General features: G+C 57.1%; 16 protein-coding genes and 1 tRNA gene. 8 read left to right on the top strand and 9 right to left on the bottom strand.

Annotated features, from left to right (window positions below):
- The first annotated feature begins 554 nt into the window (after window positions 1-554).
- On the top strand, window positions 555-1,853 hold the full coding sequence (locus K4A76_RS03225) for a hypothetical protein (protein ID WP_274411527.1): 1,299 nt from the start codon (window positions 555-557) through the stop codon (window positions 1,851-1,853).
- Here the strand turns inward: K4A76_RS03225 and K4A76_RS03220 are convergent.
- From K4A76_RS03220 to K4A76_RS03190, 7 genes are all read right to left on the bottom strand, one after another.
- Entirely contained in the window at window positions 1,816-2,418 is a 603-nt protein-coding gene (locus K4A76_RS03220; protein WP_274411525.1) for a GNAT family N-acetyltransferase, read from the bottom strand. The genes K4A76_RS03225 and K4A76_RS03220 overlap by 38 nt on opposite strands.
- Before the next feature lies 1 nt (window position 2,419).
- Window positions 2,420-2,836 (bottom strand): ASCH domain-containing protein, encoded by a 417-nt coding sequence (locus K4A76_RS03215; RefSeq protein ID WP_274411524.1) that lies wholly within the window; start codon window positions 2,834-2,836, stop codon window positions 2,420-2,422.
- Complete coding sequence (locus tag K4A76_RS03210; RefSeq protein ID WP_274411523.1) at window positions 2,814-3,872, bottom strand: N-acetyltransferase; 1,059 nt, start codon at window positions 3,870-3,872, stop codon at window positions 2,814-2,816. The genes K4A76_RS03215 and K4A76_RS03210 overlap by 23 nt, the downstream gene beginning before the upstream one ends.
- A gap of 3 nt (window positions 3,873-3,875) precedes the next feature.
- On the bottom strand, window positions 3,876-4,454 hold the full coding sequence (locus K4A76_RS03205) for an ATP-binding protein (protein WP_274411522.1): 579 nt from the start codon (window positions 4,452-4,454) through the stop codon (window positions 3,876-3,878).
- Window positions 4,455-4,816: 362 nt separating this feature from the next.
- On the bottom strand, window positions 4,817-5,971 hold the full coding sequence (locus tag K4A76_RS03200; protein ID WP_274411521.1) for a Fic family protein: 1,155 nt from the start codon (window positions 5,969-5,971) through the stop codon (window positions 4,817-4,819).
- A gap of 396 nt (window positions 5,972-6,367) precedes the next feature.
- Window positions 6,368-6,443: transfer RNA gene (locus K4A76_RS03195), tRNA-Thr, on the bottom strand.
- 71 nt (window positions 6,444-6,514) lie between these two features.
- The gene (locus K4A76_RS03190) at window positions 6,515-6,925 is read right to left on the bottom strand and encodes a pilin (protein ID WP_029884908.1); all 411 of its coding nucleotides are present in this window, start codon (window positions 6,923-6,925) and stop codon (window positions 6,515-6,517) included.
- Window positions 6,926-7,140: 215 nt separating this feature from the next.
- On the opposite strand from K4A76_RS03190, the gene K4A76_RS03185 reads away from it, so the two are divergent.
- Genes K4A76_RS03185 through yacG form a run of 4 tightly spaced genes read left to right on the top strand, consistent with a single transcriptional unit; the run spans window position 7,141 to window position 10,038 of the window.
- Entirely contained in the window at window positions 7,141-8,349 is a 1,209-nt protein-coding gene (locus K4A76_RS03185) for a type II secretion system F family protein (protein ID WP_274411520.1), read from the top strand.
- A 2-nt stretch (window positions 8,350-8,351) separates the two neighbouring features.
- Window positions 8,352-9,218 (top strand): prepilin peptidase, encoded by an 867-nt coding sequence (locus tag K4A76_RS03180; protein WP_274411519.1) that lies wholly within the window; start codon window positions 8,352-8,354, stop codon window positions 9,216-9,218.
- On the top strand, window positions 9,218-9,841 hold the full coding sequence (gene coaE / locus K4A76_RS03175; protein WP_274411518.1) for a dephospho-CoA kinase: 624 nt from the start codon (window positions 9,218-9,220) through the stop codon (window positions 9,839-9,841). Before K4A76_RS03180 ends, coaE begins: the two co-directional genes overlap by 1 nt.
- A complete protein-coding gene (gene yacG / locus K4A76_RS03170) occupies window positions 9,838-10,038 on the top strand; it encodes a DNA gyrase inhibitor YacG (RefSeq protein WP_212624224.1) in 201 nt (66 codons plus the stop codon). Before coaE ends, yacG begins: the two co-directional genes overlap by 4 nt.
- 50 nt (window positions 10,039-10,088) lie before the next feature.
- Here yacG and K4A76_RS03165 read toward each other — a convergent pair whose 3' ends face one another.
- Window positions 10,089-10,772: an energy-coupling factor ABC transporter permease gene (locus K4A76_RS03165; RefSeq protein WP_054903879.1), complete on the bottom strand. Its 684-nt coding sequence runs from the start codon at window positions 10,770-10,772 to the stop codon at window positions 10,089-10,091.
- Between the two features lie 132 nt (window positions 10,773-10,904).
- Between K4A76_RS03165 and K4A76_RS03160 the strand changes: the two genes are divergently transcribed.
- The 3 genes from K4A76_RS03160 to K4A76_RS03150 all read left to right on the top strand — a co-directional run bounded on the left by K4A76_RS03160 (window position 10,905) and on the right by K4A76_RS03150 (window position 13,221).
- Entirely contained in the window at window positions 10,905-11,534 is a 630-nt protein-coding gene (locus K4A76_RS03160; RefSeq protein WP_009683003.1) for a DUF1780 domain-containing protein, read from the top strand.
- Window positions 11,535-11,667: 133 nt separating this feature from the next.
- On the top strand, window positions 11,668-11,841 hold the full coding sequence (locus K4A76_RS03155) for a DUF3094 family protein (RefSeq protein ID WP_033744188.1): 174 nt from the start codon (window positions 11,668-11,670) through the stop codon (window positions 11,839-11,841).
- Between the two features lie 84 nt (window positions 11,842-11,925).
- Window positions 11,926-13,221, top strand: a complete 1,296-nt coding sequence (locus K4A76_RS03150; protein WP_274411516.1) for an NAD(P)/FAD-dependent oxidoreductase — start codon at window positions 11,926-11,928, stop codon at window positions 13,219-13,221.
- A 118-nt stretch (window positions 13,222-13,339) separates the two neighbouring features.
- Here the strand turns inward: K4A76_RS03150 and K4A76_RS03145 are convergent, their stop codons facing one another.
- A complete protein-coding gene (locus K4A76_RS03145) occupies window positions 13,340-14,815 on the bottom strand; it encodes a TolC family protein (RefSeq protein WP_054913683.1) in 1,476 nt (491 codons plus the stop codon).
- Between the last annotated feature and the right edge of the window lie 17 nt (window positions 14,816-14,832).

The raw sequence follows: 14,832 nt of genomic DNA, 5'->3' as shown, positions 1-14,832 counted from the left end.
AAGGCTGTTTGCTGTGGGAGAAATCGCGGAAATGTGTGGGTAGATAGTCGCCCGATGGGCGAGGCAGGGTTATGAATGTGAAGTTGGTCTGTTGCGTTGACAGGAATCGTACCAACACGAAAGTGTCTGAATTCAGTGGGTATTATTCTTAAGGGTACAACTCTTTATCCCTAAAATGATCCCCAGGCTATTTTCAGGATCCGGACCACTGCGAGAAAGGCATGACAGGATGATGGAAAACGTCTACCAATTCGCCAAATCCAGGGTCAAGCTCATTAGGCGAAAGGCAGCTATCGACCCATCGCGGACGTTCATTCAACCAATTGAAGCCACGTCTGCCCTACAGACTGCAATCGAGCCATGGCGAACGCGTGGATGTTGGAACCGCTTCGCGGCCAATCGCCGGCAAGCGCGGCTCCTACAGATATGGCGCGGACCTAGAGGCTTCTTCTAATCTGACAGAATGGTGCCAGCGCAGGGCTGTTTTCGTCCTGTGAAGACGGGCCCGATATGATGTATCCTTTAGAACCTTGCGCAATCTCAGGAAGGACCCTTTGAACCATTCATTTTCCGGTATTTTGGTTCGCTATCTCCTTAAAAAAAAGGACGGCACGGCAGTGGTAGCTGAGGCCCAGAGCGCAACTGGGACAGCGGTTACTACCGAAGTTGGAACTGCGGACTCAAAAGACGCGGCCCCTGCGCCACTACCGCTTCATTTACACGCAGCCCGAAAAGACGAGTTGCATGTCAACCTTTGGGAGACTGGTCAAGGGCACTTTTCGCCTTTTCTCGATATCGGCGTTATGGTCGGGATACGTGCTGACGTTGAGGCCGTTGTGGTCGATCTTCCATGGCTGCTTGATGAAAAGCATGTCAGTGACCTTGGGTCGCGGCTGAATGGCGAGAAAAGCGTCGCAGCCATCTTCAACGAGGTTGTTCATTACGATGGTTTTGCGGAAGGCAATTTTGCAAATATTAGCTTTAGGAAAGATGGTCTCGATCACAAGCCATTTTCGCTTTTGAGGCTAAATTCGAACTCGTTTAATATTGAGCGAACCTACTGGAGTGAAGGTGGAAGCTGCAGTCGGCTGGTGGTCAAGCTTCCCGAGATGAATGAAGATACGGTAAAGAATGAAGATAGGCGAAAATCTGCATATATTCGATTTCGTATAAGAAATATACCCCCATCAGTTTATTCGGTTAAGTTCAATCAAAAAGATCGAGCACTTATTAGCTCGACGAATGAGACAAGAATCATTGATTTTCGCATTAATGTTTTGCGTGGTGTGCCTGAAGAGCTAATAAGCACAAATGTGCCGCTGTCGTTCCCGAAATTTGAAAGAATTCACTGCTTTCTTACCACGTTGAGAGATGAAGAATGCGCGTCGGTAACCAATCATTATAAGGGATATAGGTCCCTGATGGATGAAGACGTCTGGAACGAATACATTCGCCTGGATAGCTCCGTCGCTATATCCGACTCGAACAATGTAAGGAATTATTTGGGGTATCAGTGGACCGCTTCGGCTGGAAAGGAGGCAGGTTCTTACGCGAAAGATCTGGTGGTTTTAGGAAGATTTACGAAGCTGCGCTCAAATTATTGGTCGATAGCCAGGTTTATTTTCCTAGTAATTCTCTTCGGGGCGGCCGGAAGTGGCATATGGGACATTGGTACAGTTTGTGCGTTTGTCGATCATCCGCCTGAGACTGTCGACTGTTCGCGCAAATACAGTCTCCTAGCAACATATATTATCTTTGGTGTTGTAATTATCGGTGTCATGCCATTTCTACGTTATCTTTGGACCTCTGTTCGGCCTAAGCTTGCCGCTTCGTTGGAAGAATTAACCCGTTAGGGGTAATTCTGGAGCTGGAGGGCAGGGGGATAAATTTTGGCTCAATTAGGCCATTGAAGCTGAGTTCGTCTTTCAATGGCCTGTAGTAGCTTTTGTATTCCTTGGCCAATTCAAAGCCATAGTGAGAAAAAAGCTTTTTGAAAGTGCCTCTTTGCTCTTCTGCGATGGAGAGAAGTGGCATATCGTTTTCTAGGTGTTCAAATGCTCGCTCAAATAGTCGAAGCCCGGTGCCAGAGCCTTGGAACTCGGGCATGACTCGCAAGCAACAAAGCTTCTGCTCTATCCCGTCATCCTTTATTATCGCCAAGCCCGAAAAGCGGCGCCGATAATATTCCATTAATATGCATCTTTCGCCGGACAGCATTCCTGGCAGTACTTTAGATTCCAGCCACTGATCGAAAAGCGGATAGTATCCGGATAACCCAAAGAGAGAAGTTCTTATAAAATCCACTATTTGAGGGAAAGACTCCGGATTCGCAATTATGAAATCTCGATCAATAACTTTGGTCGAATTCAAAAGCAGGCGAAAATCCGAGTTAGTATTAAGTAATGACTTATTGGCCATGCTACACCTCGAGCTCTCGCTGTTTATACCTGGCAAATTCATCACTCTTAATATATCGAAAAGACTGAGGAGGAGTAGTGCCAACTCCTAGTTCGGAAAGGCATTTTGGCTCTGGATATTGTTTAACCTCTCCAACGGCAATCGCCACAGCTTGTTCTTTGCCATGGTAATACGAGTCGAAGAAATGCCTATCGATACCTGCGTGCTTCTTAGTGCACTCCCATATTTTAGAGGGCGAGTCAACGAGGATTCGAAGAATTTCAAACTCGCCAACAAGTTTTCCAACAGGTTTGGTGGCGTAAATAATAACTGTGCTAACGCTACTATCGTTAAATCCGACCTTTCTGAATTCGAATTTCTTCTCGCCGCTTAAAATTTTTCGTGCGTATTCAGGTTTAATCGATAATAATACTTTCATTAATTTCGCCCTTTTCCGCGATCCACCTAATTTGAGTTTCGTTGAGAGCAATAAAATCCCACCTAGTCCGGGTGCTAATATTGCATTCCTCAATGAGGCGGCCGCGAATGATTCTTTTTTTCAGGGCGGCACTATATGTAAAGCGGATTATATACGATCTTTGCTTGTTAGTAAAATATTCTTTTAATTGCTCAGTAGTGAATATGCTGTAGGGCTTGGTGTATTTAATGAATTGCGACTCAGTGGCGAAGGATTTTATCTGTCGAACTTCCTCTACCACTCCAATTGAAGAAACCACAGATCGATAAAACGCCTTTCCCTTTCCGTCGGATGTTCGATAAATGGCGACCGTATCGCCTGGTTTCATTACCTTGGTCCGTGAGATCCCTGAGATGTAAACCTTGTGAATGCTGTTGGTGTGTGACACATCCTGAACAATGTCGTGGTTTTCGTTGTTTAAGATTGAATCAGGGAGGAAAGATGAATGGTACTCCGGGTAGATGGCTAGCAGATAGTGTTTGCGGCCAGCAATGCTGAAGTGGGGAAAGTCCTTGGCCACATCACCAGTTAGTGTTTTGAGCTCTCGGACATAAACGTTTTCAATGCCGTTTTTCCCAATTTTGCTTCCGTGTAAAACAAAGCCATAGCGCTCAATCAATGAAATTAAGCCGCGATGTTTTTCAAAAATGGTAACGTACATATAGTCGGCACGTTCAATCATCGCATGGTCGAAGGCTTTTTTTAGAAAACGTTCTCCAAGCTTGGTGCCATGTGCGTTAATTTTTAACGTCCCGACTTTTACGCTAAGTCCGCCTGGCAGTGGCGGCGAAATCTTATCGTCGGGCTGATCCTCTCTTTTGAGATAGAGGAAACCATCAAGACGGTTGCGAGAGTTGAAGAAAACGTACGCTTCGGCGTCGTCTTGGGCCTTTCTTTTGAACCACTCTTCAAATTCGGCGTAATCTGACTTCAACGAAGAGAAGAAGTCATCAGAAATATCAATATTGCTGAATTTTTCATATTTTAGACTTTTCAATCCCTAGCTCCTTGGATTGACGTTTTTTGACCATGCTGATACTTCGTACAGAAAAACATCGCCTATGTCAAGTGGCTTATCGCCACTACGAATTACGTAAGGGATTTCTCTGGATAGGCAGTATTTGATTGCCTGCCCCCTCTCCGCGTTCATTAGCTCAACTATTAGAGGGATTTTCCAGGTTGCCCTGTCTCGCAAAGTCAGTCGTTCGGCCACAATCTCAGGTGCCGACTGAACTAGGATGGTGCCGGTGATTTGCAGTTCGTCAAAAACTTTTGAGTCTATGTTAGTGGCTGTTCCATCACTGCTGAGTAGTACGAAATGACCGTCCAGTATGAAAAATGGGGTGTGGCGTTTTACTGCGTTCACAGCCGAAATCAGAGCGTGTTGGTTTTCTCTAATTTGACGTGCTCTCTTGTCCTCGCTCCATGACTGATCCTTACTCCATGCCTTTATGAGGGTGCTCGCGGAGTAGGTAGGTACCCCTAAAGCCTTTGATAGGCCAGAGCAAAAAGTCGTTTTGCCCGATCCATGAATTCCCGCAACGAATATCACATCCGCTTCCTTAGTCTGGAAAGTCATAATATATAGCCTTTGGTTCCAGCTAATTACAAAACCAGGGATAACGGTGGCTATACATCTAATCGTATATTAATCGCTCAGCTTTTTGGATAGTTCACGATGTAGCTTGAGGTGAGCGCGTGCCTGCGACGCTCTGGGTCTAAGGCGCGAAGGGCGTGGCAGCGGATGCGCGATTTGGTACTCCGAGAGCTGATGGGAGGCTTTCGAGGCGCGTCCACTCTAGCTAAAAGAGAGCGCTGATTGAAACCTATGCGCAGGCCTGCGAGAAAGCCGAGACAGGTATCGCGGCAAGCGCGGCTCAATTCATTGATTTGGCGATCACAGAAATCCGCATTACGGATGGATGAACCTGACTGTGCGGGTCAGGGGCTATCGAGTGGCTCGGGGATGAAGCCTTGCTCTCTCAATGCCTTGATCACGCCACGTATCAAGTAGTTGTTCGAGAAACCGATCGTGTACTGCCTTGAACCTGGGCTAAGCGGCAGCAGCATCCCTTGGTCCACCAGATTTTTGATCTGATAGGTACGCTGTGGCGCAGTGAGCTTCGGGACCGCCTGCCCGATGTCGCTAGACTTCACCACCTTCATGCGTATGGCACAGTCCAAGATTTGCTCTTCAACCGGGGTAATCCACTTCCGGCTGCGCGCATAGCTTACTGCAGGGGATAAGATCGATTTCGTGAGGTAATCATACTGAGTGAGCCTGTCCACCTTCTCCAGCTCATCCCGAATGCCTTCGAGGACATAAACGCACCACGCTTCCAATCCTGTCGGCGTGCCGGTGTCGGCTACCCCCAGCATGCTGTAATACTTCTCCCGGTCGTTGCAAAACACCGCCGTGGGATTCAGCACCCTGCCGCCAACGTTCACGTTGAAACCATACTTCATCAGCAACGCGTAAGTAAGCAACCTCACCACCCGCCCATTGCCATTACCGAATGGGTGGATCCAGCCAAAGCGATGGTGCGCCAGCGCCACTTTCATCAACGCGTATTTAGGTGAATCGTCGCGGTTGATGAAGCAGACCAGCTCCTGCATGTACTGCGGCACCAGCAGGCCCTCCGGGGGAAGATGGTCCGACTGCGAAATCTGCACACCCCCTTCACGGTAGGCCCCAGGCGTGCGGTCACCCTCGCGATTGAGATCGACCACAGTCATGGCATGCAGTTCGCGGATCATGTGCTCCGTCAGGGGCACACCGGGCTGCATCACCTCTTCGATGTAGTCCATCGCTCTTTCGATATTGGCAACCTCCAGCAATTGATCGGTGCTATCGGCCGTGCCTTCGACCTTGCTGTCGATGTAGTCCGCCAAGGTTGTGTGGTTACCCTCGATTCGCGCAGAACCCAAGCTCTCGAGGGTGTGGAAGATGTCCTTGAGCTGGAAGAAGATCGATGCCGGGGTATCGCCCTCCAGCCTCAGACGACGCAGAAACTCAAGCTCGCTCAGCACGTCGACCAAGGGCGAGTCAAATGATGGGTTCAACAGCTGGAGATCGTGGTGGGAAAATTGAGGCATCTCGGAATCATCTCTAGGAGGCGAATGCATTATCTCAAATTTTTTTGCTCTTACGCCTGTAAACACTGGGCTAAAGGCATATCAAAGAAAAGCATTATCTCAAATCCCCTGCAAGATTAAGTCAAAAAAGGCGGGGCGATAAGTCGATTGGGCGAGGGGCTGGGCGAACAGTACAAGGTAGGAAAGCGGCCTGCGAATCGTCAGACCCAACCTCAGGCAACCGGCACGACGCGTGAGTAGATCGCTTGCTAACCGAAACTAGGATGTACTAACGAATGTACATAAATGCCGCAGAATGTGGCGTTTCAACGCCCATGGAGTCGGCGCAAAAAAACCGCCTAGGCGGCGGTTTCATTGGGATCCACGTATGGTGGCGAACCATCGCGGATTAAAGACTGGTGCCGGAGACAGGAATCGAACCTGCGACCTTCGCGTTACGAGTGCGCTGCTCTACCGACTGAGCTACACCGGCGTGTAGCGCAACGTACCACTGCTCGCACCCGTTACGCAAACCCCTGTTTCCACTACTTTATTGCCCTGCCCTCAGGCCCCCTTGCAGCCCTTCGGCGCCAGGTCTTCTTCGATGTCAGTGGTGCACGCCCAGCCCGTCGCCGAGCGGGTCAACGTCAGGGCCTTGCCCAGCACGGTGGCCGGTGCGTCCACCAGGGTGCAAACCAGGCTGCCGCTGCTATCCGCCGCCTTGCCGTTGGCGGTGATCGCGCAATGGGCCGTTGCCGGCTGGCCGCCCAGTTCGGCTACGCCGGCTACATCCTTGCCGTCGTTCAGGCGCAGGTCCATCGCCGTTTTCAGGGCGCTGATTTCCAGCAAGCCGGCCGCGGCCTTGGAGCGGGCCTGGTGGTTGGTGTACATCGGTAAGGCGATGGTCGCCAGAATGCCGATGATCGCCACAACGATCATCAGTTCGATCAGGGTGATACCGCGTTGCCCTTTCATGAACAGTTTCCTTTTTGATACGCGTACTCGTTAGGGTCAATCTCGCCCCAAGCGACAGCGGCGCAGTAGGCCTGAACAGTCACCTTTTGTCACCCCTGCCTGCTTGGGCTTCATCATCGCTGAACTACTCTAGTGAGCATCATGGACGCGCGCCCTGGCATAGGCGCGGCAAGCTGTTTCCAGGCTTGTCGCACGGGCAACAAAAGGACCTTCGCATGACCACTTCCACCCCCCTCTACAGCTGGCACGGTACCGACGCCAATGGCGCGCCGGTCAGTGGCCAAACGCCTGGGCCCAGCCCGGCCCATGTACGTGCCGGGTTGATTCGCCAAGGCATCAACGTGGCCAGTCTGCGGCCGGCCAGCGGGCTTGGCCTCAAGCTGCCAAAGCGCCGGGAAAAGGCCGACCCGGCAGGTTTCAGCCGGCAGTTGGCGACCTTGCTCAAGGCCGGGGTGCCGCTGTTACAGGCGTTCGAAGTGATGGGGCGCAGTGGCTGTGGTGCCGCCCTGGCTGCGCTGCTGGTTAGATTGAAACAGGATGGAGCTGCGGGCCTGGGGCTGGCAAATGCGTTGCAACGCCACCCGGGCTGGTTCGATGCGCTGTACTGCAACCTGGTACGGGTGGGCGAACAGTCGGGCACGCTGGACCGGCAGCTGGAGCAGCTGGCAGGCATGCTGGAACAGCGGCGGGCGCTGCAGAAGAAGGTGCGCAAGGCGATGGTCTACCCGTTGCTGCTGTTGCTGACCGGGCTGGGCGTGTCGGCGGTGCTGTTGCTGGAGGTAATACCCAGGTTCGAGGACATGTTCGCAGGCATGGGCGCGCAATTGCCGGCATTTACCCAGTGGGTAATCGACTTGTCCACAGGGTTCGGCCAGTTTGCGCCGATGTTGCTGGCGCTGGGCCTGGTGCTAGGGTTTGCCGGGCGCCAGCTGTGCCGCCGGCATGCGCCTGCGCGGTTGTGGCTCGGGCGCCTGGTGTTGGGCTTGCCGGTATTCGGCACGCTGCTGGGGCAGGCGGCGTTGGCGCGCTTTGCGCGTAGCCTGGCAACCGCTTATGGGGCCGGGGTGCCCTTGCTGGATGCCTTGGGTACGGTGGCGCGGGTGACCGGGGGCCAGTTGCATGAACAGGCGGTGCTGCGCTTGCGCCAGGATATGGCCAATGGGCAGGGGCTGAACCAGGCGATGGCGGGTGAGCCGCTGTTTCCACCCTTGCTGGTGCAACTGACGGCCATCGGTGAAGCCAGCGGCACGCTGGACACGATGCTTGACAAAGCCGCCAGCCATTATGAGGAACAGGTCAGCCAGGCGCTGGACCAGTTGACCAGCTTGCTGGAGCCGGCCATCGTGCTGGTCCTGGGCTTGCTGGTGGGTGGCCTGGTAGTGGCGATGTACCTGCCGATCTTCCAGTTGGGTAGCTTGATCTGAACATGACTTTATGGACCTTGCTGGCTGAACAGCCGGCGTACTTCTACACCCTGGCGAGCGTGCTCGGCCTGCTGGTAGGCAGCTTTCTGAATGTGCTGGTGTACCGCCTGCCGATCATGCTGGAGCGCCAATGGCAGCGTGAAGCGCAGCAGGTTCTGGGGCTGCCGACTACGCAGCACCCGCGCTTCGACCTGTGCCTGCCTGCTTCGCGCTGCCCGCAGTGCGCACACCCGATTCGCCCGTGGCAAAACATTCCAGTGCTCAGCTACCTGGCCTTGCGTGGGCGCTGCTCTGCCTGCAAGGCCTGCATCAGCCCGCGTTACCCACTGGTGGAAGTGGCCAGTGCGCTGCTGTCGCTGCTGGTGGCCTGGCGTTTTGGTGCGTCAGCCGAGGCATTGCTGGCATTGCCGTTGACCTGGTGCCTGCTGGCCCTGAGCCTGATCGATGCCGATCACCAACTGCTGCCGGACGTACTGGTGCTGCCGATGCTGTGGCTGGGGCTGATCGTCAACGCCTTTGCCGTGTATGTGCCGCTGGGCAGTGCGGTATGGGGGGCGGTGGCGGGTTACCTCAGCCTGTGGTCGGTGTATTGGCTGTTCAAGCTGGTCACCGGCAAGGAAGGCATGGGTTATGGCGACTTCAAGCTGATGGCGCTGATCGGCGCCTGGGGTGGCTGGCAGGTGCTGCCGTTGACGCTGCTGTTGTCGTCGGTGGTCGGGGCACTGGTGGGCCTGAGCTTGTTGCGTTTGCACCGGCACGCACTAGGCACGGCGATGCCGTTTGGCCCTTATCTGGCCATTGCGGGGTGGATTGCCGTGCTCTGGGGTGATGAAATATACGCCTCTTACCTGCAACTGCTGGGATACTGATGACCACTGCGGCGTTTACCCCCTGGATTCTCGGCCTGACTGGCGGCATTGGCAGCGGCAAAAGCGCCGCCGCCGAGCGCTTCGTCGAGCTTGGCGTGCACCTGGTCGACGCCGACCAGGCTGCGCGCTGGGTGGTCGAGCCTGGCCGCCCGGCCCTGGCCAGCATTGTCGAGCGCTTTGGCGCGGGGGTGCTGCAGGCCGATGGCCAGCTCGACCGTGCCGCGCTGCGCCAGCTGATTTTCGCCGACCCCGCGCAGCGCAAATGGTTGGAGCAACTGCTGCACCCGCTGATCGGGCAAGAGATTTTCAGCTACCTGGCCAAGGCAGAGTCGCCGTATGCGATCTACGTGTCGCCGCTGCTGATCGAGTCGGGGCAGCACCACAAGACCCAGCGCGTGCTGGTGATCGATGCGCCGCAGGCGTTGCAAGTGGCGCGTACCCTGGCCCGGGACAACACCAGTACCAAGCAGGTGCAGGCTATCCTGAAGGCCCAACTGGCCCGTGAGGAACGCTTGCGCCATGCCGACGATGTGGTGGTCAATGACGGCGACCTCGCCGCGCTGCATGAGCAGATTGACCGCCTGCACCACTTTTACCTGACTTTGAAAGGAGGCCAGCCATGAGCCAGCCGATGACCGTCGATTGCCCGACCTGTGGCGCACCTGTGGAATGGACCGAGAAAAGCGCGTTCCGGCCGTTCTGCTCGGACCGCTGCAAGCTGATCGACCTGGGTGCCTGGGCAGCGGAGGAGCACAAGATTCCTGGGGCGCAGGAGTCCGAAGACGAGCTGTATTCAGGCGACCTGGAGTCGCGGCATTGAACTGATCCACCTGCCGGGCAGGCGGTGATGCACCGGCCTAGCCTGCGGGCTCAGTGCTCATCGTCCTTCCACGGCGCCTGCAAATACCGGGTGCGGTTGAAGGTTTCCAGCCAGTCCGGGCAAAACACCACCAGCGCACTGATCACCATGCCGTTGATGAACGCTTCGGGGAACATCATCAGCCACAGGTAACCAACAAAGTCGCCAAGCCACTCTGGCAGCGCAAAGCGCCCGTCCAGCCACAATAGCCCCAGCGCCACCGGCACGCAGACCAGCACCGTGAGTGCGGCAGGGAAAAACCCTGAGCAGAAGATGTAAACGAACAGGTTCCGCGGTTGTGCCCGCTCCACTACAAGGGCGCACACCTCGGTGATCAGCACCGGCAAACCCACCAGCAACAGACCATTGACCCCCAACGCCGCCAGGTCCTGGCGCCCCAGCACCAGCAGGCCCAGCTGGGCCATGAAACCGCCCAGCACGGCCAGTGGCCAGTCCAGCAACAGGGTAACCGCCGTCATGCCGATGAAGTGGTACGCCACGCCGGTATCAAAATCGCGCCTTACCAGCCACAACGCGAACAGGCAGAACACCGTACCAAACAGCAGGTGCTGGCGGCGCCGGTCGGCAAGCAGTTCCACCCAGCGAACCTGGCTGGCGGCCCAGGCCAGCAGCGGCACGTAACCCAGCCAGCCAAGGCTCAGGGTGGTGCCAGACAACACCTGTGCGCTGATCACCTGAATAATGCCCCTTGCCGGCCAGTGGATAAGGGCAGTGTACACGCAAACTTCCCGGCCCCTTTGCGGCGGATGGCCTGCGGCCGCATGCGTGCCTCTTGCTGCCATCGATTAACGGCTAAGCTTGTGTGCATGGATGACTCCGACTACCTGCGCCTGCTGACCATTCAGGCCGAACAGGCCAACGCCTTCCTCTCCAACGCCCGCAAGTGGGAGCGGGAGCGGTGGGTGTGCCAGCGCCTGTTGCAGGGGCTGAACATTCCCTACCGCAGCGAAGATTTCACTCCGGCCGGGCAAGAGCCGCCCGACGTGCTGTTTCGCGACGCCGCCTTCGAGGTGTTTTTCGTGCTCGACGAGGGCCGCCGGCTGAATGATGAATGGCGCGAAGAGCTGCAGCGCCGGCGCAGTGCATTTTCCCTGGCGCAACTGGTGCGCCGCGAAGCCCGCCCACGGCGCATCAGTGCCACCGAACTACTCGGGCGGCTGGCGCCCACCTTGCGCAAGAAGGCGCGCAATTATCGCGAGCGCGGGCTGGAGCTGAACGAGCTGGACATCATTGCGTTTTCCAGCCTCAAACGCGAGGTGCTGGACCTGAACACCCACTTCCCGCCGCCCACCGAATACCTGCGCCAGGGCTGGCGCTCGCTGTCGCTGGTCGGTCCAACCTTTGCCCGCGTGCTGTTCGCCCACCCCGATGCGCCAGATTTCCTGCGCAGCAACCTGGGGCGCAGCATCGTCTTCGACGTTGGCATCAGTCTTTGATCCCGTGCAGCGAGTGTTTGCGATGGCGTACACTCGGCGCCAGGGATAGAAAGCATTATCATTTGTTTCAAGCGCTTGCACGAACGCTGTAGCGTTTGTGCAGTCTCTTACGTCTACCTGACGAGGCCCTACCATGACCAGCCGCCTGAACCCGGAAGATCAGCGTCGTGTCGATGAGTATCTGCGAGCCCCTCAGCACCAAGTCGAGCGCCGGCCCTTCCGGCCATGGCTGCTCCTTGTGCTGGTGGTGGCCGTGACCATCGGGTTGGGCCTTGTCAGCCGCCTGCTGAGTGGACTGGTGCTATGAGCTGCCTTGCGCTCGCCCTCCCCTCGTGCAGTTTGCGGCCGCCCCCAAAGGGCAAGCATTCCGTAAACCTTATGAGATATCCCCATGAGTCATCGCATCGTGATTGTCGGCGGCGGCGCCGGCGGCCTGGAACTGGCGACCCGCCTGGGTAAAACCCTGGGCAAGCGCAAGCAGGCCGACGTCACCCTGGTCGACACCAACCTCACGCATATCTGGAAGCCACTGCTGCACGAAGTGGCCGCCGGCTCGCTGAACTCCTCGGAAGACGAACTGAACTACGTGGCCCAGGCCAAGTGGAACCACTTCAACTTCCAGCTGGGGCGCATGAGCGGCCTGGACCGTGAAGGCAAGCAGATCCAACTGGCCGCCACCCTGGACGAAGAGGGGCGCGAGCTGTTGCCTGCACGTACCCTGGGTTACGACACCCTGGTCATTGCCGTGGGCTCCAATACCAACGACTTCGGCACCCTGGGCGCGGCGCAGCACTGCCTGTTCCTGGACACCCGCAAGCAAGCCGAGCGCTTCCACCAGCAACTGCTCAACCACTACCTGCGTGCCCACGCCGGCGACGTGGCCAGCGAGAAAATCAGCGTAGCCATTGTGGGTGCGGGCGCCACCGGTGTAGAGCTGGCGGCCGAGCTGCACCACGCGGCCCACGAGCTGGCGGCCTATGGCCTGGACCGCATCCAGCCCAAGGACATGCACATCACCATCATCGAGGCAGGCCCGCGCGTTCTGCCGGCGCTACCTGAGCGCATCAGCGTACCGGTGCACAAGACCCTGGAAAAACTCGGGGTCAAGGTCATGACCAACGCCGCTGTCAGCGAAGTCACCGAAGACGGCCTGAAAACCAAGGACGGCGAGGTGATCCAGGCCAGTTTGAAGGTGTGGGCGGCGGGTATCCGTGCGCCCGGTTTCCTCAAGGACATCGATGGCCTGGAAACCAACCGCATCAACCAGCTGGTGGTACGCCCTACCCTGCAAACCACCCGCGACGACAACATTTTCGCCTTTGGCGACTGTGCGGCGTGCCCGCAGCCAGACAGCGACCGCAATGTACCGCCACGCGCGCAAGCAGCGCACCAGCAGGCGTCGATGCTGGCGCAAAGCCTTAAAGCACGGCTGGAGAACAAGCCGCTGCCCACTTATGCCTACAAGGACTACGGCTCGCTGGTTTCACTGTCGCGCTTCTCGGCGGTGGGCAACCTGATGGGTAACCTGATGGGCAGCGTGAAGCTGGAAGGCTGGCTGGCGCGGATGTTCTATGTGTCGCTGTACCGCATGCACCAGATGGCGTTGTACGGGTTCTTCCGTACGGCATTGATGATGTTGGGCAGCAAGATTGGCCGGGGTACCGAGCCGCGGTTGAAATTGCACTGAATGGGCGATTTGCAGGTGTAGCCCTTGCTTGGTGCAGTGGCCCCGGGGGCCGGATTTTGGCCGGTATCCCCGGGGCTGCTGTGCAGCCCATCGCGACACAAGGCCGCTCCTACAGCGATCAGTGGTTCCAGTTCGCCTCGCCGTTCTGCAACGCCGTGGCGATGGTCTGCAGGTTGCTGTCCGGCAAGGTATCCGGCAGCAGGTCGGTGCCCGAACTTACATACAGTTGCGCGTAGGCGTTGCGTAGTTCTGCGTAGGCAAGGTCGCGCTTCAACTGCGTCTGCAGGTTGTTCAACTCGCCCTGGATCAGCTCCAGCTCACCGATGTTCTGGGTCTGGAAGCGGTTGCGCAACTGGCCGGCAATCTCGCCATCGAGCGTGGCCAGCTCCTCACTGGTACGGAACTGCCGCACCGACTCCTGGTAGTTGGCGTTGGCCACATACAACTGCGCAAGCACCGCCATCGACATCGCCTGGCGCCGCGCGGCGGCCACGTCTTCACCGGCTTCGGCAACCTTGATGGCTGTGGGGGCCGAAAGCACGTTGAACAGGTTCCAGGTCACTTTCACGCCGTAGTCGGCCCAACTCTGGTTGGTCAGGAACGAGTTGCTGTCGTAGTGCCCGCCAGCGGAAAACTCCAGCCCCGGCAGCATACGCAGCATGGCCTTACGGGTTTCTGCGGCGCTGATGCGCGCCTGGTAGTCCTGCTCGCGCAGTTCCGGGCGGCTGGCCAGGGCCTGCTCTTCGAGCTTGGCCAGGTCGCCGGTGAACTGTGGCACTGCATAGCCTTGTTCGGGGGCCAGGGTGAAGTCGGTGTTCAGCGGCAGGTTGATCAGTGCGGCCAGCTCGGTCTTGGCCAACGACAAGGCGCGGCGCTGCTCTTCCAGCTGGCGCGTGGCTTCGATCAGCGCGCGCTGGTAGCTCAGGGTCTGCACCGGGTCGCCGATGCGCTGGGTGGCCATGCGCTGGCTGTTGTCGCGGGCCTGCTGGATACGCCCCATCAAGGCGTCGATCTGGCTTAGCAAGCGCTGCGCCGCCACCGCGCGCCAATAGGCCGAACGCACGTCCTGGGTGATGGTGTGAATCACCTTGCGCTTGCGTTCCTGAAGAATCAGGCGCTGGTCTGCCTGCTGCTTGGCGCTGACGTAACTGACGCCGAAGTCCAGTACGTTCCACACCATGGTCAGGTCGGCCACTTCACGGTCACGGTCTTGCGAAGTGGACGGCTCCAGGGACTGCGTGCCAGTGCGGATGCTCTGGCTGCTGGACGCCCCCACGTTGTTGCGCCCGACGTAACCGGCATCCAGCGCCATGCGTGGCAGCATGTCGAACTGGGCGAGGTCGACCTGGCGCTTGGCCAGTGCCTCTTCCATGACTTTCAGCCGCGCTTCGAGGTTGTACTTGACCGCGCGGGCCATGGCCTGGTGCAGGGTCAGGGGGCCGCTCAGGGGCTCCTGCCCCTTGAACATGGTGGCCAGGTCGGTACGCGCACGGGCTTCGCTAGCACTGCGGTCGATGGGCTGACTGGTTACAGCACACCCGCTGATGGCCAGCGCCAGCAAGCTGGCACCGAACAGTTTATGACTTTTATTCATCCTTGGGCCGCCCCCTG

The organism is Pseudomonas sp. NEEL19 (assembly GCF_028751975.1).
Taxonomy (GTDB): Bacteria; Pseudomonadota; Gammaproteobacteria; order Pseudomonadales; family Pseudomonadaceae; genus Aquipseudomonas; species Aquipseudomonas juntendi.
Note: the sequence above shows the minus strand (reverse complement) of the source record. Positions and strands in the feature narration are given on the sequence as shown.